At 69.6% G+C, this 17,992-nt stretch carries 17 protein-coding genes; 9 read left to right on the plus strand and 8 right to left on the minus strand.

All coding sequences use genetic code 11. The features are described 5' to 3' along the window. Nucleotides 1-8 precede the first annotated feature (8 nt). From MFF21_RS01495 to MFF21_RS01505, 3 genes are all read left to right on the plus strand, one after another. Nucleotides 9-1,457: a TadA family conjugal transfer-associated ATPase gene (locus MFF21_RS01495; protein ID WP_238309412.1), complete on the plus strand. Its 1,449-nt coding sequence runs from the start codon at nucleotides 9-11 to the stop codon at nucleotides 1,455-1,457. Next, nucleotides 1,454-2,422, plus strand: a complete 969-nt coding sequence (locus MFF21_RS01500) for a type II secretion system F family protein (RefSeq protein WP_238309413.1) — start codon at nucleotides 1,454-1,456, stop codon at nucleotides 2,420-2,422. Before MFF21_RS01495 ends, MFF21_RS01500 begins: the two co-directional genes overlap by 4 nt. 88 nt (nucleotides 2,423-2,510) lie before the next feature. Further along, on the plus strand, nucleotides 2,511-3,482 hold the full coding sequence (locus MFF21_RS01505; RefSeq protein ID WP_238309414.1) for a type II secretion system F family protein: 972 nt from the start codon (nucleotides 2,511-2,513) through the stop codon (nucleotides 3,480-3,482). A gap of 165 nt (nucleotides 3,483-3,647) precedes the next feature. Here MFF21_RS01505 and MFF21_RS01510 read toward each other — a convergent pair whose 3' ends face one another. Next, nucleotides 3,648-4,493: a tetratricopeptide repeat protein gene (locus MFF21_RS01510; protein WP_238309638.1), complete on the minus strand. Its 846-nt coding sequence runs from the start codon at nucleotides 4,491-4,493 to the stop codon at nucleotides 3,648-3,650. Nucleotides 4,494-4,715: 222 nt separating this feature from the next. Between MFF21_RS01510 and MFF21_RS01515 the strand changes: the two genes are divergently transcribed. Together MFF21_RS01515 and MFF21_RS01520 are read left to right on the plus strand one after the other, a co-directional pair. Further along, nucleotides 4,716-6,122, plus strand: coding sequence for a leucyl aminopeptidase family protein (locus MFF21_RS01515; RefSeq protein WP_238309415.1), 1,407 nt, complete (start codon nucleotides 4,716-4,718; stop codon nucleotides 6,120-6,122). 109 nt (nucleotides 6,123-6,231) lie between these two features. Further along, the gene (locus MFF21_RS01520; protein WP_238309416.1) at nucleotides 6,232-6,810 is read left to right on the plus strand and encodes a type 1 glutamine amidotransferase domain-containing protein; all 579 of its coding nucleotides are present in this window, start codon (nucleotides 6,232-6,234) and stop codon (nucleotides 6,808-6,810) included. Nucleotides 6,811-6,912: 102 nt separating this feature from the next. Here the strand turns inward: MFF21_RS01520 and MFF21_RS01525 are convergent, their stop codons facing one another. The 5 genes from MFF21_RS01525 to MFF21_RS01545 form a co-directional block, all read right to left on the minus strand. Beyond that, nucleotides 6,913-7,743, minus strand: a complete 831-nt coding sequence (locus MFF21_RS01525; protein WP_238309417.1) for an acid phosphatase — start codon at nucleotides 7,741-7,743, stop codon at nucleotides 6,913-6,915. Between the two features lie 91 nt (nucleotides 7,744-7,834). Beyond that, nucleotides 7,835-8,716 carry an alpha/beta fold hydrolase gene (locus tag MFF21_RS01530; RefSeq protein WP_238309418.1) on the minus strand — a complete coding sequence of 294 codons (882 nt, stop codon included), beginning with the start codon at nucleotides 8,714-8,716 and terminating at the stop codon, nucleotides 7,835-7,837. 17 nt (nucleotides 8,717-8,733) lie between these two features. Next, nucleotides 8,734-9,576 (minus strand): 2,3,4,5-tetrahydropyridine-2,6-dicarboxylate N-succinyltransferase, encoded by an 843-nt coding sequence (gene dapD, locus MFF21_RS01535; RefSeq protein WP_238309419.1) that lies wholly within the window; start codon nucleotides 9,574-9,576, stop codon nucleotides 8,734-8,736. A 127-nt stretch (nucleotides 9,577-9,703) separates the two neighbouring features. Further along, a complete protein-coding gene (locus MFF21_RS01540) occupies nucleotides 9,704-10,159 on the minus strand; it encodes a Crp/Fnr family transcriptional regulator (RefSeq protein ID WP_238309420.1) in 456 nt (151 codons plus the stop codon). A 90-nt stretch (nucleotides 10,160-10,249) separates the two neighbouring features. After that, nucleotides 10,250-10,936 carry a response regulator transcription factor gene (locus MFF21_RS01545; protein WP_238309421.1) on the minus strand — a complete coding sequence of 229 codons (687 nt, stop codon included), beginning with the start codon at nucleotides 10,934-10,936 and terminating at the stop codon, nucleotides 10,250-10,252. A 253-nt stretch (nucleotides 10,937-11,189) separates the two neighbouring features. Between MFF21_RS01545 and MFF21_RS01550 the strand changes: the two genes are divergently transcribed. Further along, the gene (locus MFF21_RS01550; protein ID WP_238309422.1) at nucleotides 11,190-11,726 is read left to right on the plus strand and encodes a L,D-transpeptidase family protein; all 537 of its coding nucleotides are present in this window, start codon (nucleotides 11,190-11,192) and stop codon (nucleotides 11,724-11,726) included. 12 nt (nucleotides 11,727-11,738) lie between these two features. On the opposite strand, the gene MFF21_RS01555 is transcribed toward MFF21_RS01550, so the two are convergent. Further along, entirely contained in the window at nucleotides 11,739-12,455 is a 717-nt protein-coding gene (locus MFF21_RS01555; RefSeq protein ID WP_238309423.1) for a YggS family pyridoxal phosphate-dependent enzyme, read from the minus strand. Between the two features lie 288 nt (nucleotides 12,456-12,743). On the opposite strand from MFF21_RS01555, the gene leuS reads away from it, so the two are divergent. The 3 genes from leuS (at nucleotide 12,744) to holA (ending at nucleotide 17,062) form a co-directional block, all read left to right on the plus strand. After that, nucleotides 12,744-15,341: a leucine--tRNA ligase gene (leuS, locus tag MFF21_RS01560; RefSeq protein ID WP_238309424.1), complete on the plus strand. Its 2,598-nt coding sequence runs from the start codon at nucleotides 12,744-12,746 to the stop codon at nucleotides 15,339-15,341. 133 nt (nucleotides 15,342-15,474) lie between these two features. Continuing rightward, nucleotides 15,475-16,023 (plus strand): LPS assembly lipoprotein LptE, encoded by a 549-nt coding sequence (lptE, locus tag MFF21_RS01565; protein WP_238309639.1) that lies wholly within the window; start codon nucleotides 15,475-15,477, stop codon nucleotides 16,021-16,023. A gap of 10 nt (nucleotides 16,024-16,033) precedes the next feature. Then, nucleotides 16,034-17,062 carry a DNA polymerase III subunit delta gene (holA, locus tag MFF21_RS01570; protein WP_238309425.1) on the plus strand — a complete coding sequence of 343 codons (1,029 nt, stop codon included), beginning with the start codon at nucleotides 16,034-16,036 and terminating at the stop codon, nucleotides 17,060-17,062. Nucleotides 17,063-17,091: 29 nt separating this feature from the next. On the opposite strand, the gene MFF21_RS01575 is transcribed toward holA, so the two are convergent. After that, nucleotides 17,092-17,982, minus strand: a complete 891-nt coding sequence (locus tag MFF21_RS01575; protein ID WP_238309426.1) for a ParB/RepB/Spo0J family partition protein — start codon at nucleotides 17,980-17,982, stop codon at nucleotides 17,092-17,094. Nucleotides 17,983-17,992: the final 10 nt, after the last annotated feature.

Here is a 17,992-nt window from a genome sequence, read left to right on the forward strand (position 1 = left end):
GCAGCGGCATGTTCGGTCGTAGATCCAGCGCAGCCCCGACCCCGACCCGTCCGGCCGTGCCCGCCGCGCGGACGGCTCCGCCGCCGGCGGAGGAGCCGCGCCGCGCCGCGCCCGATCCGGTCGCGCGCCCGGCGGCCGCGCCGCCGCCGCCGATGCAGAAATCCGAGGACTATTTCCGCACGAAGAGCATGGTCTTCGGCGCGCTGATCGAGGCCATCGACCTCACCCAGCTCGCCCGCCTCGACGGCGAGACGGCCCGCGAGGAAATCCGCGACATCGTCTCGGAGATCATCGGCCTCAAGAACATCGTCCTCTCGATCGCCGAGCAGGAGGAGCTGCTCGACGACATCTGCAACGACGTCCTCGGCTACGGCCCCCTGGAGCCGCTGCTCGCCCGCGACGACATCGCCGACGTGATGGTGAACGGGGCCGACCGGACCTTCATCGAAGTCGGCGGCAAGATCCAGCTGACGAATGTCCGCTTCCGCGACAACCAGCAGCTGATGAACATCTGCCAGCGCATCGTCAGCCAGGTCGGGCGCCGGGTCGACGAAGCCTCGCCGATCTGCGACGCGCGCCTGCCGGACGGCTCCCGCGTCAACGTCATCGCCCCGCCCCTGGCCATCGACGGGCCCGCCCTGACGATCCGAAAGTTCAAGAAGGACAAGCTGACCCTCGATCAGCTCGTGAAGTTCGGCGCGATCTCGAAGGAGGGCGCCAAGATCCTTCAGATCATCGGCAAGACCCGCTGCAACGTGGTCATCTCCGGCGGCACCGGCTCGGGCAAGACCACCCTGCTCAACTGCCTGACCGCCTATATCGAGCACGACGAGCGCGTGATCACCTGCGAGGACGCGGCCGAGCTGCAATTGCAGCAGCCGCACGTGGTGCGCCTCGAAACCCGCCCCCCGAACATGGAGGGGCAGGGGCAGGTCACCATGCGCGACCTCGTGAAGAACTGCCTGCGCATGCGGCCCGAGCGGATCATCGTCGGCGAGGTGCGCGGGCCCGAGGCCTTCGACCTGCTCCAGGCCATGAATACGGGCCACGACGGCTCCATGGGCACGCTGCACGCCAACAGCCCCCGCGAATGCCTGTCGCGTATCGAATCCATGATCACCATGGGCGGCTTCACGCTGCCCTCGCGGACCCTGCGCGAGATGATCGTGGGCTCGGTCGACGTCATCATCCAGGCGATGCGCCTGCGCGACGGCTCCCGCCGCATCACCCACATCACGGAGGTGATGGGCATGGAGGGCGACGTCATCATCACCCAGGACCTCATGGTCTACGACATCATCGGGGAGGACGCGAACGGCAAGCTGATCGGGCGCCACCGCTCCACCGGCATCGGCCGCCCGCGCTTCTGGGAGCGGGCGCGCTATTACGGCGAGGAGCGGGCCCTGGCCGAGGCGCTGGACGCCGCCGCCGTGGGCAATACCGGAGACGAGCCGTGAGCGGCTCCGCGCCGCTCGCGGCCGGCCTTGCCGCCGTCGCCGCAGGGGCGCTGGCCTATGTCGTCCTGATGCCCTGGCTCTCCGGCGAGAACCGCGCGGAGAAGCGCCGGAAGGCGATCGAGGGCTCCCGCGCCTCCGGGGTCGAGCGCATCACGGCCGTCAACCGCCGGGAGCAGGTCGCCAAGAGCCTCAAGGAGCTGGAGGCCAAGAAGGACAAGACCAAGGTCACCCTCGATCTCAAGATCGCCCGGGCCGGGCTCGACTGGACGCGGCAGAAATACCTCCTCGTCTCCGTCGCCCTCGCCCTGCTCACAGCGGGCCTCGGCTTCATGATGACCGGCAGCCCCGTGACCGCGGCCGGCGCGCTCATCGCGGGCGGCTTCGGCCTACCGCTCTGGATCCTAGCCTTCCTGCAGAAGCGGCGCATCAAGACCTTCGTCGAGGAATTGCCGAACGCCATCGACGTGGTGGTGCGCGGCCTGCGCTCGGGCATCCCCCTCGGCGATTGCCTGCGGATCATCTCGCGGGAGGCGCGCGAGCCCCTGCGCAGCGAGTTCCGCATGGCGATGGAGGCCCAGGGGCTCGGCCTGTCGATGAGCGACGCGATCCTGCGCATGCATGACCGCGTGCCCGTCACCGAAGTGAACTTCTTCGCCGTGGTGATCGCCATCCAGCAGAAATCCGGCGGCAACCTCTCCGAGGCGCTGGGCAACCTGTCGCGGGTGCTGCGCGAGCGCCGCAAGATGCGGGCGAAGGTGCAGGCGATGAGCATGGAGGCCAAGGCCTCGGCGGCGATCATCGGCTGCCTGCCGGTGGGCGTCGCCCTGATCACCTATCTGTCGAGCCCGGATTACGTCTCGCTGCTCTGGACCACGAATGTCGGCAAGATCGCGCTCGTGCTCTCGGGGATCTGGATGCTCGTCGGCATCCTGGTGATGAAGAAGATGATCAACTTCGACATCTGACGGCCGGTCCCCGTCATGACCTCCCTCTCCGCGCCCTGCCCGCACCGGACGGGTCTGGCGCTCCGGTTTCCCGCGGGCGGAGCACGCCATGCTTGAGCTCATCGCAGAGAAGATCTCCGATCCCCGCTTCGTCGGCATGGTCCTGACCGGCATCGCCGTGGCCGCGACCGCCTTCACGCTGCTGCAGCCGCTGCTGGAGCCCGACCCGCTCGGCAAGCGGATGAAGCTCGTGAGCGATGAGCGCGAGCAGATCCGCCTGCGCGAGCGCGAGCGCCTCAACAACGGCAAGGGCTCGCTGCGCGTCGAGCCGAAGGCCTACATGAAAAGGATCGTGGAGCAGTTCAATCTCAGCAAATGGCTCGGCACGGAAACGGCCAAGGCCAAGCTGATGATGGCGGGCTACCGCTCCACCAGCGCGGAGACGGCCTTCCTCTTCTTCCGGCTGGTGATGCCCGCAGGGATGGCGCTGTTCGCGCTGTTCTACCTCTTCGTGCTCCAGGCGATCGACCAGCCCTTCCTCGTGCGCGTCGGCCTGGTGCTGCTCGCGACCTTCATCGGCATCAAGCTGCCGGAGATCTATCTCTCGAACCAGATCGGCAAGCGGCAGGCGGAGATCAAGAGGGCCTGGCCGGACGCCCTGGACCTGAGCCTGATCTGCGTCGAATCCGGCATGTCGATGGAGAACGCCTTCCGCCGGGTCAGCACGGAGATCGCGACCCAGTCGGTGGTGCTGGCGGAGGAGTTCGCCCTGACGACGGCCGAGCTCTCCTTCCTGCCCGACCGCCGCAACGCCTACGAGAACCTGGCCAACCGCACGGGGCTGGAATCGGTCAAGGCCCTCACCACCGCCCTGATTCAGGCGGAGCGCTACGGCACGCCCCTCGGCCAGGCCCTGCGCGTGCTGGCGCAGGAAAGCCGCGACACGCGCATGACCGAGGCCGAGAAGAAGGCCGCCGCGCTGCCGCCGAAGCTGACCGTGCCGATGATCCTGTTCTTCCTGCCCGTGCTGTTCGTGGTGATCCTGACGCCGGCGATCATCCAGGCCTTCGGCTTCAAGTAGGATCGGCGGCTCCGTCCGGTTTCACGTGGAAACCGAGCAGGCGCGCGGAAGAGCCCCCCGCTGGCCCCCTGCCTCCAGCCGCCTCGATGAGCGGAGGCGGCGAGCCCCAGGGGTTCGGCCCAGTCCCAGCCGGTGGCCGGGATCCGGGGCCGCGTGCTTCGATCCTTACTGAGCGGCGGCGACCTGCGCCGGCTTGCGGCCAGCCGCGCGGGTCGGCCTTCCCGCGCCGGCGCGGGCCGCCATGGTGCGCAGCGCCGTCATGTTCGCGGCCACCTCCGCCGGCGGCAGATCCTGGCGCAGCACGGATTCGGCCTCGTCCAGGCGACCCTTCAGCCCGAGGACGAGGGCGAGGTTCTGGCGCACGCGGGAATCGGCCCGCGGCTGCGTGGCGGCGAGGCGCAGCGTGGTCTCGGCCAGGTCGAGCTTGCGCGAGAGCGCGTAGGAGAGGCCGAGATTCGAGAGGACGGAAGGCTCGTTCGGCGCGATCTTGAGGGCCGCCTCGTAGAGCCCCTGGGCGCGGGCGGAATCGCCCATCTGATCGGCCACCGTGCCCTGCGCCGAGAGCACGCGCCAATCGGGCTGCGCGGGCGTATGCGCGTTCTGAAGGACCTCCAGCGCCTCCTGGAAGCGCCCGACCTCGGCCAGGCTCTTGCCGTAGGCGGCGAGCACGGCTTGGTTCTTCGGATTGCGCAACGCCGTCTGTTGCAGCACGGCGACCGCCTGGGGCGCCTGCTCGGTGGCGCGCAGGGCCCGCGCGTAGCGCATCGCGGCGCCGACATCGGACGGGTCGGAATTGTAGCGGGCGGCGAGGGCATCGACATCCGCCTTGGACACCCGGGCCCCGACCTCCGGCTTGCTCTGGAACATCGAGACGCCCCCGATCGAGCCGGTGGTCTCGGGGGAACGCGACTGGCAGCCGGCCAGAAGAAGAACCGTCAGAGCCGCGACGGCGAGGGGGCGCGAACCGACAACCCCGCCCGAAAGCTCAGGGGAAAGGCCGAACCGCCGCATCATGATCTTCTCCGCAACCAAGCCGCGGCGCCAGCGCGCGAGCGGCCTAGAGGTGATAGGTCGTTAACCCTAACGTCGCGTTAAGCATCTCCGGCGGGGCGCGCACGGGGGCCCCTGCCGCCGGCTCTGGAGGAGCGCGGCACCCTGGCCGAACCCGGCCGGAGCCGGTAAGCCGGAGACGTTTCACGGGAAAACCTCCCTGACCTCCAAACGGCTTCGCGCATGTCGATCGAACGGACCGAACCCTCCTCCCTGGATCTCCTGCCGGCCGGCAGCCCTTCGGTCCCGATCCATTGCCTCGGTCTGGCGCGCTGGGCGGAGTTCGCCGCCAGCCTGCCCGCTTCACAACAGGCCTTCGCGAAGGCGCTCGACTTCACGCCCAAGGCCGGCAAGCTCTGCCTGCTGCCGGATCAGGAGGGTCGTCTCGAGCGGGTGCTGTTCGGCCTGGGCGATCTCGAATCCGCCTCCGGCGATCCCCTGCAGGTCGGCCGCCTGCCGGGCCTCCTCCCGCCCGGCGACTATCGCCTGGAGCCGGAGAGCGACGGCGCGCCCGCGGTGGCGGCCCTGGCCTGGCTGATGGGGAGCTACCGTTTCGCGCGGTACCGGGACACGGGGGCCGCGCCGCCACGCCTCGTCGCGCCGGAGGGCATCGACGGCGAAGCCGTGCTGCGCGTGGCCCGCGCCGTGGCGGCCGGTCGCGACCTCATCAACACGCCCTCGAACGATCTCGGCCCGGCGGAGATCGAGGCCGCGGCCCGCACGCTTGCCGCGCGCTTCGGGGCCACCCTCTCGGTGACGGAGGGAGAGGCCCTCGCGGCCGGGTTTCCGCTCGTCCACGCCGTCGGAGCCGCCTCCCCCCGCGCGCCGCGGCTCATCGACCTGAGCTGGGGGGCTGAGGATGCGCCGAAGGTCACCCTCGTCGGCAAGGGCGTCGTGTTCGACACGGGCGGCCTCGATATCAAGCCCTCGGCCAGCATGCTGCTGATGAAGAAGGATATGGGCGGGGCGGCCGTGGCCCTGTCTACGGCCGAGATGGTCATGGGTGCCGGACTCAAGGTTCGCCTCCGGGTGCTGATCCCGACGGTGGAAAACGCGATCGCCGGCAACGCCTTCCGCCCCGGCGACGTCATCCGCTCCCGCGCGGGCCTCAGCGTCGAGATCGGCAACACCGATGCGGAGGGCCGCCTGATCCTGGCCGATGCCCTCGCCCTCGCCGATGCCGAGGCACCGGATCTGCTGATCGATTTCGCGACGCTGACGGGGGCCGCCCGCGTCGCCCTCGGCCCCGATCTCCCGGCCTTCTTCACCCCCGACGACGCGCTCGCCACGGAGATCGAGGCGGCCGCACGCGCCGCGCTCGATCCGGTCTGGCGGCTTCCCCTGCACCCGCCCTATGCGAGCCTGCTCGAGTCGAAGGTCGCCGATCTCAACAACGTCTCCGGCGGCCCCTTCGCCGGGGCGATCACCGCCGCGCTGTTCCTGCGCCGCTTCGCCCCGAAGTCGCAGGCGCATGCGCATTTCGACCTGTATGGCTGGAACCCGTCCACCAAGCCCGGCCGGCCCGAGGGCGGCGAGGTGCAGACGGCCCGCCTCGTCCATCACCTGCTGGTGACGCGCTATGGCGGCTGAGCCTCCTTCGGGAATCGTCCCGCGGCGGGAGAACGCCCCTTTGTCGCTGGAACGATCCCCGAAGGCCCCGGTTGCCCAGGCAATCCGTCACCAGCCGGGAGAACAGCCCATGCCTGACATCCAACAGGCCAAGATCCTCATCGTCGCCACCGATGGCTTCGAGGAGAGCGAGCTCACCGTCCCCCAGACGAAGCTCAGCGCGGCCGGCGCGACCGTTCACGTCGCGGCACCGAAATCCCGCCAGTCGCAGGACGCGATCAAGGGATGGGACAAGATCGATTGGGGCCGCAGCGTGAAGGTCGACCGCGACGTCGAGAGCGTCGAGCCGGCCGATTACGACGCCCTGGTCCTGCCGGGCGGGCAGATCAACCCGGACAAGCTGCGGCTGGAGCCCAAGGCGATGGAGGTGATCCGTACCTTCCTTTCCTCCGGCAAGCCCGTCGCCGCGATCTGCCATGCGCCCTGGCTCCTGATCGAGGCCGGCGCCGTGAAGGGCCGCAAGCTCACCTCCTTCGCCTCGATCCGCACGGATGTCGCCAATGCGGGCGGCGAGTGGCAGGACAAGGAAGTGGTGACCGATGGCGGCATCATCACCAGCCGCAACCCCGGCGACCTCGACGCCTTCTGCGCCAAGATCGTCGAGGAGGTGAAGGAAGGCCGTCACGAGCCGCGCCACCTCGCGGCCTGAGGCTTCGTTCCAGGATCGGGAAGGGACCGCCACGCCGCCGGCGCGGCGGTCTTTTTTGCAGGCGAAGGACCGCCGGAGGACGATGCTCTTCCCGGGCGCCGATCAGAGCAGGGGCGTGCGGGCGGCGGCATCCTCGCGGCTGCAGATCGCGGGATCCGGCTTCTCTCCGGCCGAGGCCAGGGCCTTGGTCAGGTCGGCCCGGGCCCGTTCGAGGTCGCGTCGGAAATCGGCATTGCCCTGCAGGGCGGCCACCAGGGCCGAGGCGGCCATGCGGGCCGCTTCCACGTCGCTCATCCAGTGCACGCCGCAGACGACCCGGCTCTCGCCGTAGACGCGGCCGCGCACCATGAACTGGGTCGCCTTTTCCGGGACGAGCTGCGCCATGATCAGGGCATAGGCCCATCCTTGGGTCGAATGGCCCGACGGATAGCTGAAGCTGTCGGCCAGCTCCGGCGAGCGCACCACGCAGATCGGCGAGTCGTTGCCGATGAACGGGCGCAGGCGGCGATAATGCCGCTTCGTCGACCGCGTGGAACGGGCGATGTCGACACGGACCCGCTCGAGCAGGTTCATCAGGTCGGGAAAGCGGGCCTGGTCGATACGCTGCCCGAGCACGCAGGAGAAGTCGCTGAGGATGGCCGAGGCCCCGTCCGCCACGTCGGCCGTGGCGAGGGCCCAGCGCTCCGTCCCATTATAGGCCCGCGTGGCGTTGAAGGCGGCCCGGTCGGCCGCCTCGGCCGCCGAATGGCCGGCCGGCGGCGGCGGCAGGATCGCCAGGATATCGGGGGTCTTTGTGTCGTCGAGATAGGGGGCCGGCTTGCCCGCCTTGAGGCGATCGGCCCCGACGGAGGGGGCCGCCGTCTCGGGGGCGGCGGAGGCCACCATCGGGATCGCCGTGAGCAGGGCGGCGAGGAACGTCGACAGACGGGGCATCAATCTCGGGTCCTGACTTCGCGGCGACGGATGGGGCACCGGCATAGCATCGACGTGCGACGTGACCTTCTCAGTCCCGTCACGGGAAGGCTCACGCGAAAGCGTTCGCGGACACTGTCGCCCTCACGGCGGCCGCTACCTCCCGCGGATATTCCTCATGCGGGCTGAGGGCGCCGGGAATGGTCGTCGCGGGATGGCCGAGTGCGGCGCTCAACGCGTCCATCTCCGCGGCCGAGCGGCGCGGGGCGCCGACGGGGCGGAGCACGCTCAGAGGGGGCAGGGGGCGCCGGAACAGGGCATGAAAGGCCTCGCGGCTCTCCACCGGGTCGAGGCCGCCGGTCACGAAGGCCGCCGTGCCGAAGCGCCCGTTGCGCTGCCGCGTGATCCGGTGCTTGGCGCGGATCACCTCCGGCGTGACGTGGTCGGCCTCGGCATAGACATGGGCGCGCATCATGCGCCCGATCACCGGCGGGCTGATGTTGATCCGGTAGAGCGCTTCGCCGAGCACCGGCGCCTCGACGGCCCGGCGGATACGGGCGAAGAGCGGCGCCCGCTCCTGCCCCATCACCGTCGGCAGGGGACCGCGCCAGGTCGGGGCGACCAGGACCAGCCTCTCGAAGGCGCCGGGATGCCGCGCCGCGGCGGCGACGAGATAGCCCGCGGCATGGCCGGCCGCGAGGCCCAGCGCATAGGGGCCGGGCGCGGCGGTGAGCAGGGCGTCCAGGAAGGCGTGGAGGGTGCCGGGATTCAGGGGCAGGCGCGGACGCGCCTGCGCGCCGAAGCCGGGCCAGTCCGGCACGCGGCAGCGATAGGCCCCGCCGAGCTCTTGCGCGAGCGGCAGCATCTCCTCGCGCGCCGAGATGGAGGAGAGGGCCGGCAGGAGCAGCGCCTCCGGGCCCGTGCCGAGAACCGCGCAGGGCGTCGGCACGGGCGTTCCGGCGATGGCGAGATCGAGGATGCGGGTCTCCGCCATCGCCGTGAGGCTCCTGATCAGGTCCGCAGGAGTTCGTTGATGCCGGTCTTGGCCCGCGTGCCCGCATCGACCCGCTTGACGATGACCGCGCAGTAGAGGCCCGGGCCGGGGGTGCCGTCCGGCAGCGGCTTGCCGGGCGTCGTGCCGGAGACGACCACGGAATAGGGCGGCACCCGGCCGTAGAAGGTCTCGCCGGTGGTGCGGTCGATGATGCGGGTCGAGGCGCCGATATAGACGCCCATCGAGAGCACCGAGCCCTCGCCGACGATCACGCCCTCGGCCACCTCGGCGCGGGCGCCGATGAAGCAATTGTCCTCGATGATGACCGGATTGGCCTGAAGGGGCTCCAGCACGCCCGCGATGCCGGCGCCGCCCGAGATGTGGCAGTTCTTGCCGACCTGGGCGCAGGAGCCGATCGTCACCCAGGTGTCGACCATGGTGCCCTCGCCCACATGGGCGCCGAGATTGATGAAGCTCGGCATCAGCACGGCGCCGGGGGCGATGAAGGAGCCGCGGCGCACGAAGCAGCCGGGCACCGCGCGGAAGCCGGCGGCCCGGAATTCCGCCTCGCCCCAGCCGGCGAACTTGGACGAGACCTTGTCCCACCAGGGAGCGCCGCCCGGGCCGCCCTCGATCGCGACCATGTCGTTGAGACGGAAGGAGAGCAGGACCGCCTTCTTCAGCCACTGGTTGACCTGCCAGCTGTCGCCTACCTTCTCGGCGACGCGGGCGCGCCCGGAATCGAGCAGGTTCAGCGCCTCCTCCACCGCCTCGCGCAAGGCGCCGGTGGTCGAGGTCGAGATGCCGGCGCGCTCCTCCCAGGCGGTTTCGATGGTCTTTTCGAGATCGGCGTGGGACATCGGTCGCGGCTTTCGACGGCGTGGAAACGAGACCGGTGCTTACAAAAGCACGCCCGCCCTGTCACCGGGCCTTCGCCCGCCGCTCTTCTTCACGTCCCAGGGAATTCTTCGCCCCGAAGGGGCCGTCTCAGACCGGCGTGAGGAATCGCCCGCGCAGATCGGCCAGCGCCCCGCTCAGCGCCGCCAGATCCTGGCTGAGCCAGCCATGGATCCGTGTCGCGGCTTCGGGGAATTCGCGCAGCACCCGGGCCATAAGTTGCGGCGTGATCCGCATCACTTCGGAGCCCTCCCGCGCCCGCGCCTCGGCCGGACGCTCGCCCGCCAGGAAGAGCGCGTGCCGCCCGATCAGGGTCGAGGGACCGGCCAGGACCGGCTCGGCCCCGTCCGCGCGCGGCATCAGCGCAATCAGGCCGGAGAGCACGACATAGCCGCCGTCCGAGCGCTCGCCGCGGGCGAACAGCACCTCGTCCGCTGCCAGCTGGCGCCGCTCCCCGGCGAAGGTGAGCAGGCGCAGGGCGTCGCGGTCGAGGAATTCGAACACGGGCGCGGCGGCGAGGATCGCGATGTCGTCGTCGAGCCCCAATCCGCCCCTCGCCTCACGCCTCGTCCCGCCAACCCGCCAGGATCCGGCGGGGACCTTAGCGGAAGCCGCGCGCCTGCGAAACGCCGCCCCTCACGGCAGCAGCTTGTAGCCCCCAGCTTCGGTCACGAGGATCTCGGCCGCGGCGGGGTTCGGCTCGATCTTCTGGCGCAGGCGGTAGATATGCGTCTCGAGGGTGTGGGTGGTGACCTGCGCGTTGTAGCCCCAGACCTCGGCGAGCAGGGTATCCCGGGGCACCACCTCGCGGCCCGCACGGTAGAGGAAGCGCAGGATCGCCGTCTCCTTCTCGGTCAGCTTCAGCTTGGAGCCGCGATCGCCGACGAGAAGCTTCGCCCCGGGCCGGAAGGTGTAGGGGCCGATCTGGAAGACCGCATCCTCGCTCGCCTCGTGCTGGCGCAGCTGCACACGAATGCGGGCGAGCAGCACGGCGAACTTGAAGGGCTTCGTAACGTAGTCGTTGGCGCCCGATTCCAGGCCCTCGACCGTGTCCTCCTCCGAGTCCTGGGCGGTCAGCATGATGATGGGGCCGCGATAACCGTTGCGGCGCATGACGCGCACCGCCTCGCGCCCGTCGAGGTCGGGCAGCCCGACATCCATCACGGCGAGGTCGACGCGCTCGTTTGAGACACGCTCGATCGCGGCACCGGCTGTCGCCTCGCTGACGATGCTGAAATCCTCGTAACCCTCGAGCTGCTCGATCAGGGTCTCGCGCAGCGCATCGTCGTCGTCGCATACGAGGAGGCGGTAAGCTGTCGTCATCGAGGGGGAGACTTTCCCTTGGTGCACCGAGCGTTTGTGGGCCGGGCCGTTGGCCCGAACGGACCACCGCAGCGGAGAGGATGCGACGTCAAGCCCGACTCCTTCCCAAAGCCCAGCAGGGGAGGCTGGACCTGAGCCGCAGAATTAATCCGTTTTGCCACACTTGGAACGTGCGCTGACCCCTTATGCAGCAATTTCCGTGTGCGTGATCGAAACCGCAGGTCAATAGGGCCCCCGAGGAGAAGTCCCTTCCATGAAGCGCACCACGATCACGATCCTGCGCGCGAAGCCACTGGCGGGGGACCGGCGGCGGGGCAAGCTGCTGGTCGGCCAGCTGGTGCTTCCCTGTGCCCTGGGCCGCGGCGGCATCGTCCACGACAAGCGGGAAGGCGATGGCGGTTCGCCCCACGGCACCTTCCGCCTGCGGGGGGGCGCCTACCGGCCGGACCGGTTCGTCCTGCGCCCTGCGACGCGGCTGCCCCTGAAGGCGACGCGGCCCGAGGACGGCTGGTGCGATGCGCCGCGCGACCGCCGCTACAACCGCCCGATCCGCCTGCCCGCGCCGGGGATCAGCGCGGAGCGGATGTGGCGGCCAGACGGCCTCTACAACGTGGTGATCGACCTCGACTATAACCGCGGCCCGATCCGCCCGGGTCGCGGCTCGGCGATCTTCCTGCACATGGCCCGGCCCGGTTTTCCCCCGACCGAGGGCTGTGTGGCCCTGCGCCCCGCCGATCTCGTGCGGCTCCTGCGCCGGCTCGGGCCGAAGACCCGGCTCGCCATCGGCTGAGCCGGGTCTCTCTCAGCGCTTCGCCCGGGCGCCGAAGATCGCCGTACCGACCCGGATATGGGTCGCGCCCATCTGGATCGCGGCCGGATAGTCGGCACTCATGCCCATGGAGAGGAAAGGCAGATCGTGCTCCTTCGCGAGCCGGGCGAGCAGCGCGAAATGGGGGGAAGGCGGATCCTCGGCCGGGGGGATGCACATCAATCCGCTGATGACGAGCCCATGCGTGTCGCGGCATTCGGCGAGCAGGGTGGCGAGCTGTCCGGGGCTGACGCCGCCCTTCTGCGGCTCCTCCCCCGTATTGACCTGAATGAGGAGTTTCGGCCGGCGCCCGACACGCTCGATCTCCTTGGCGAGAGCCCCGGCCAAGGAGAGCCGGTCCAGGGAATGGATCACGTCGAACAGCTCCACCGCCTCGCGGGCCTTGTTCGACTGGAGCGGCCCGACGAGGTGGAGCTCGACATCGGGAAAGCGCTCCCTGAGCCCCGGCCACTTGGCCTTCGATTCCTGCACGTAGTTCTCGCCGAAGATCCGCTGCCCCGCCTCCAGCGCCGGCAGGATCGCTTCCGCCGGCACGGTCTTCGAGATGGCGATGAGGCGGATCTCTGCCGGATCGCGCTCGCTGTCCTCGGCGGCGCGGCGCAGGCCCTCGCGCACGTCCGCGAGACCGGCCGCGACATCGGCCTCGCCGACCGGCGGCTTTTGGTCGAGCGGGGCGGGTGCGTCCGTCATGATCTCTCCTGCAAGTGCTGCCGCGATAGGCTTTAGAGCCGTGCGGCGCCCTCCTGTCCCGGCTCCCCGCGATATGGTCGCGTTGCCCCCTCCCCCGCAAACGGAAAATCCCGCAGGACGTTCAATAGGCGGCCCGAGTGAGGTTCGGTGGAAACGGGCGGGGCAATACGTCAGCACACCTGATCCGCATACGCCGTTGACGCTGCGCGCCACGGATATGCTAGTGCCGGCCCGACCGCGCCCGCCTCAAGCCTGCGCCTGCCCGTTTCCCGCGCCGCGACCCGAGCCATGACGAACCCGAACCCGACCGCACCCGAGCGCTACAACGCCAAGGATGCCGAGCCGCGCTGGCAGGAGGCCTGGACCAAGGCCGGGATCTTCGCGACGAAGAACGAGGATCCGCGCCCGAAATACTACGTGCTGGAGATGTTCCCCTATCCGTCGGGGCGCATCCACATGGGCCATGTCCGCAACTACGCCATGGGCGACGTGGTGGCCCGCTACAAGCGCGCCAAGGGCTTCAACGTGCTCCATCCGATGGGTTGGGACGCCTTCGGCCTGCCCGCCGAGAACGCGGCCATGGAGCGCAAGGTCAACCCGCGCGCCTGGACCTACGACAACATCGCCACCATGCGCGGCCAGTTGCAGAGCATGGGCCTGTCGCTCGACTGGAGCCGCGAGATCGCGACCTGCGATCCCGCCTACTACAAGCACCAGCAGCGCATGTTCCTCGACTTCCTGGAGAAGGGACTCGTCACCCGCCGCACCGCCAAGGTGAACTGGGACCCCGTCGACCACACCGTGCTCGCCAACGAGCAGGTGATCGACGGGCGTGGCTGGCGCTCGGGTGCCCTGGTCGAGCAGCGCGAGCTGACGCAGTGGTTCTTCAAGATCACCGACTTCGCGCAGGACCTCTCCGACGCCCTCGACGGGTTGGAGCGCTGGCCGGAGAAGGTCCGGCTGATGCAGAAGAACTGGATCGGCCGCTCCGAGGGCCTGGAGGTCCGCTTCGGTCTCACGAAGCCCCAGGGGGAGATCGACACGATCAAGGTCTACACGACCCGGCCCGACACCCTGTTCGGCGCGAAGTTCCTGGCGATCGCCGCCGACCATCCCCTCGCCACCGCCCTGGCGGAGCGTTCGGCCGAGCTGCAGGCCTTCATCGAGGAATGCCGCCGGATCGGCACGGCGCAGGAGGCGATCGACACAGCGGAGAAGCTCGGGCACGATACCGGCCTGCGGGTCCGCCACCCGCTCGACCCGGCCTGGGAGCTGCCCGTCTACGTCGCGAACTTCGTGCTGATGGATTACGGCACGGGCGCCGTCTTCGGCTGCCCGGCGCATGACCAGCGCGACCTCGACTTCGCCAACAAGTACGGGCTCGGCAACACGCCGGTCGTCTGCCCCGAGGGCCAGGACGCGGCGAGCTTCGTGATCACCGACACCGCCTATGACGGGGAGGGGCGGATGATCAATTCGCGCTTCCTCGACGGCATGAGCACGGAGGAGGCTTTCCGCACGGTCGCGAACCGGCTCGAAGCGGAGGTGCTCGGCGGCGCTCAGGTGGCGCAGCGCAAGGTGCAGTTCCGCTTGCGCGACTGGGGCGTCTCGCGCCAGCGCTATTGGGGCTGCCCGATCCCGATCATCCATTGCGAGACCTGCGGCCCGGTGCCCGTGCCCGTCGCGGACTTGCCGGTGCAACTGCCGGAGGAAGTCTCCTTCGATGTGCCCGGCAATCCGCTGGAGCGCGACCATGCCTGGCGCAACGTGCCCTGCCCGCGTTGCGGCGCGGCAGCGCGGCGCGAGACCGACACCATGGACACCTTCGTGGACTCGTCCTGGTACTTCGCCCGCTTCACCGCCCCTTGGCTGACCGACGCGCCGACCGACCGCGGGACCGTCGACCACTGGCTCCCCGTCGACCAGTATATCGGCGGTATCGAGCACGCGATCCTGCACCTGCTCTATGCCCGCTTCTTCACGCGGGCGATGCGCGAGACCGGCTGGGCCGGCGTCTCCGAGCCCTTCGCCGGCCTGTTCACGCAGGGCATGGTGGTTCACGAGACTTACAAGGACGAAGGGGGCGCCTGGGTGCCGCCGGCGGAAATCCGCTTCGACAGCGAAGGCGGCGAACGCCGGGCTTTTCACGTGAAAACCGGTGGGCCGATTGCGATCGGCGCCATCGAGAAGATGTCGAAGTCGAAGAAGAACGTGGTCGATCCCGACGACATCATCGCGAGCTACGGCGCGGACACGGCCCGCTGGTTCATGCTGTCCGACTCGCCGCCGGAGCGGGACGTGATCTGGACGGAGGAGGGCGTGCAGGGCGCCGCGCGTTTCGTGCAGCGCGTCTGGCGTCTCGTTCAGAATGCGGCTGCGGCGCAGGGTGCCGGCGGGCCGACCGATGCGGCGCTCCGCAAGGCCGCGCACAAGGCGCTGGCCGCCGTCGGCGAGGATGTGGAGCGGCTGCGCTTCAACCGCTGCGTCGCCCATATCTATACCCTGGCAAATGCCCTCGACGAGGGATTGCGGGGTGGAGCAGGGCAGGCAGCCGCCGCGGAAGCGGCCGGCATCCTCGTGCAGCTCATCGCACCAATGATGCCGCATCTCGCCGAGGAGAGCTGGCAGGCGCTCGGCCGCGCGGGCCTCGTGGCGGAGGCTCCCTGGCCGGAAGCGGACCGCGCGCTCCTCGTCGAGGACGAGATCACCCTCCCCGTCCAGGTCAACGGTAAGAAGCGGGCGGACGTCACCATCCCCCGCGAGGCCGATGCCAAGGCCGTCGAGGCCGCGACGCTGGCGCTCGAGGCGGTGCAGCGAGCCCTGGAGGGGCGCGCGCCGAAGAAGGTCATCGTGGTGCCTCAGCGGATCGTGAACATCGTCGTATGAGGCAGTGCCCCGATTCCGGCACCTGCCACGCCCAAGCCGCAGAGGATTCGTAAAGCATGGCGTGGCAGGGTGACCCGGAACGGCGTCTGCCGTACAAGCTTGGGCGGAAACGGGCGGGCGGCACCGGACGATGATGCGTTTCGCGATGAAGAAGACGGGGATACGGATCGCCCTTGCGGCAGCCCTGACGCTCAACCTCTCCGCCTGCTTCCGCCCGCTCTACGGTCCCACCGCCTCGGGCGAGTCCATGCAGGTCGCCCTCGCCTCCGTGCAGGTCGACGACGTGGTGATGGCGCAGGACCAGGAGCGCCTCGGTCATTACCTCCGCAGCGAGCTGATGTTCGATCTCGACGGCTCGGGCCAGGCGGCGACGCCGAAGCGCTATCGCCTCAAGATGCAGGGCAGCGAATCCGTCACCACGCCGATCGTGTCCTCCACGACGGCGCGGGCCGAAGCCGGTACCATCATCGGTACGATCAAGTTCTCTCTGGAGAGCCTGGACGGTACCAAGGTCTATAGCGAGGGCGTTGCCACCTCGACCGCGACCTACGACCGCTCGATCCAGCGTTTTGCCTCCCTGCGCGCGGCCCGCGACGCGGAGATCCGCCTTGCCAAGGTTCTGGCCGAGCAGATCAAGACCCGCATCGCCTCCGTCCTCGCGGTGAAGCCCGCCGGCTCGTGACGGCCCGGCGATGACCGCGGTCAAGGCCGGCGACGTCGACGCCCTGATTCGCCATGGACCTGCCGCCCAGGTGCTGGTGCTGCTGGTCTATGGGCCCGATACGGGCCTCGTCAGTGAGCGGGCGAGCGCCCTCGTCAAACGCTTCGTGCCCGACACGGACGATCCCTTCGCGTTGATCCGGATCGAAGGCGATGCCCTCGCGTCGGATCCCGGACGCCTGGTGGACGAAGCGGGCACGCTCGGCCTGTTCGGCGAGGCGCGCACGGTGTGGGTGCGGAGCGGAAGCCGCAACTACGCCCCCGCGGTCGAAGCGCTGCTTGCCTCGGAGGTGTCCGGCGCGCGCGTGGTGGCGGAAGCGGGGGACTTGAGCAAGTCCGCCCCGCTTCGCACCCTGTGCGAGCGCTCATCCAAGGCCCTGGCCCTGCCTTGCTATGCGGACGACGCACGCTCGCTCGCCGAGTTGATCGACCGGACCCTCGAAGCCGAGGGCCTCTCCATCGCCCGGGATGCCCGGGACGTGTTGGCCACGAGCCTCGGCGGCGACCGCCGAGCCAGCCTCTCGGAGATCGGCAAGCTGGCCCTCTACGCGCATGGCCAATCGAGCGTCAGCCTGGACGATGTCGAGGCGGTGGTGAGCGATGTCGGCGCGAGCGTTCTCAACACCCTGATCGATGCCGCGTTTGCCGGGCGTCTCGCCACGGTGGAAGCCGAGTATCGGCGCTTCCGCCACGAAGGGCTGGATCCCTCCGTGCTGCTCGGCAACGCCCTGCGTCACGCTCTGGGGCTTCTCTCAGGCCGGCTCGACAATCCGGGTGCCGGCCCTTCCGAGCTCACCGCCTCCTGGCGCGGACTGCATTTCCGCCGCAAAGCGCTCGTGGAAACACAATTCGCCCGCTGGTCCACCGAGGATTTGCGCCGGGCCGTTACCCTGCTTCAGGACGCAATTCTGGCCTGCCGCAGGGCCGAGCCGGATCTCGCCCATGCCCAGGGTGCCGCTGTCCTGCTCTCGATTGCAGGACGAGCCGCGAAGCGGGGCTGATCCGGCTCCAGCGTCGGGAGTGCGGCCCGTCAGACACCCAAGCGCTGGCGAAGCGCCTCCAGCTCCTCGGCATTGCCGTAACGGATCCGGATCTCGCCTTCGCCACTGGCCTTGGCCTTAACGGCCACACCGAATCCCAAGGCCCTGGTCAGTGACTGCTCCAGCGTGCGCAGATCCGCATGAGCGACCGGATCTCGCCGGGGCCGGCCAGGACGCGGCAAGTCCGAAGGAGTCGCCTCCTCGGCGGCCAGGGCTTCCACCTCGCGGACCGAGAGGCCTTCCGCCACGATGCGCCGGGCGACGGCCTCGGGATCGCTCAGGGCCAGCAGCGCGCGGGCATGGCCCGCGGTGATCTCGCCGGCGGTGACGCGGTCCTGGATCGCCAGAGGGAGCTGGAGAAGCCGCAGGGTGTTGGCGAGATGGCTGCGGCTCTTGCCCAGGATCTCGGCCAATTCCTTCTGCGTATAGCTGAATTCCTGCATCAGCCGCTCGTAGCCGGCGGCCTCCTCGATCGCGTTCAGGTCGCTGCGCTGGACGTTCTCGAGAATCGCGAATTCGAGCGAGGCCCGGTCGTCGATATCGACCACGACCACCGGCACATCCGTTAACCCGGCGCGCTGCGCCGCACGCCAGCGACGCTCGCCAGCGACGATCTCGAAGGTGCCCGGGACGCCGCTCAAGGCGCGCGCCACGATCGGCTGGATGACGCCGCGCGTCCGGATCGAAGCGGCCAACTCGTCGAGCTCTGTTTCGGCGAAATGCCGCCGAGGATTGCGTGGGTTCGGCCGCAGGAACTCGACGGCGACCTTCTTCTGGGCCTCCGCTCCGCGCGCCTCGCCACCGGTCTCCTCGTCGTTGAAATCCCCGATCAGCGCGGCAAGTCCGCGTCCCAGGCGCGGCCGCGCCGATTCATCCGCCATCGCCAAAAGA

The organism is Methylobacterium organophilum, assembly GCF_022179465.1.
GTDB lineage: Bacteria > Pseudomonadota > Alphaproteobacteria > Rhizobiales > Beijerinckiaceae > Methylobacterium > Methylobacterium organophilum.

Coding starts and splice junctions, on each gene's coding strand:
- MFF21_RS01510 (WP_238309638.1), bottom strand. CDS start 4,493: ATGCGGCGGTTCGGCCTTTCCCCTGAGCTTTCGGGCGGGGTTGTCGGT.
- dapD (WP_238309419.1), bottom strand. CDS start 9,576: ATGTCCCACGCCGATCTCGAAAAGACCATCGAAACCGCCTGGGAGGAG.
- MFF21_RS01515 (WP_238309415.1), top strand. CDS start 4,716: ATGTCGATCGAACGGACCGAACCCTCCTCCCTGGATCTCCTGCCGGCC.
- MFF21_RS01545 (WP_238309421.1), bottom strand. CDS start 10,936: ATGACGACAGCTTACCGCCTCCTCGTATGCGACGACGACGATGCGCTG.
- MFF21_RS01495 (WP_238309412.1), top strand. CDS start 9: ATGTTCGGTCGTAGATCCAGCGCAGCCCCGACCCCGACCCGTCCGGCC.
- MFF21_RS01525 (WP_238309417.1), bottom strand. CDS start 7,743: ATGCCCCGTCTGTCGACGTTCCTCGCCGCCCTGCTCACGGCGATCCCG.
- lptE (WP_238309639.1), top strand. CDS start 15,475: ATGCGTTTCGCGATGAAGAAGACGGGGATACGGATCGCCCTTGCGGCA.
- MFF21_RS01550 (WP_238309422.1), top strand. CDS start 11,190: ATGAAGCGCACCACGATCACGATCCTGCGCGCGAAGCCACTGGCGGGG.
- MFF21_RS01520 (WP_238309416.1), top strand. CDS start 6,232: ATGCCTGACATCCAACAGGCCAAGATCCTCATCGTCGCCACCGATGGC.
- MFF21_RS01555 (WP_238309423.1), bottom strand. CDS start 12,455: ATGACGGACGCACCCGCCCCGCTCGACCAAAAGCCGCCGGTCGGCGAG.
- MFF21_RS01575 (WP_238309426.1), bottom strand. CDS start 17,982: ATGGCGGATGAATCGGCGCGGCCGCGCCTGGGACGCGGACTTGCCGCG.
- MFF21_RS01505 (WP_238309414.1), top strand. CDS start 2,511: ATGCTTGAGCTCATCGCAGAGAAGATCTCCGATCCCCGCTTCGTCGGC.
- MFF21_RS01530 (WP_238309418.1), bottom strand. CDS start 8,716: ATGGCGGAGACCCGCATCCTCGATCTCGCCATCGCCGGAACGCCCGTG.
- holA (WP_238309425.1), top strand. CDS start 16,034: ATGACCGCGGTCAAGGCCGGCGACGTCGACGCCCTGATTCGCCATGGA.
- leuS (WP_238309424.1), top strand. CDS start 12,744: ATGACGAACCCGAACCCGACCGCACCCGAGCGCTACAACGCCAAGGAT.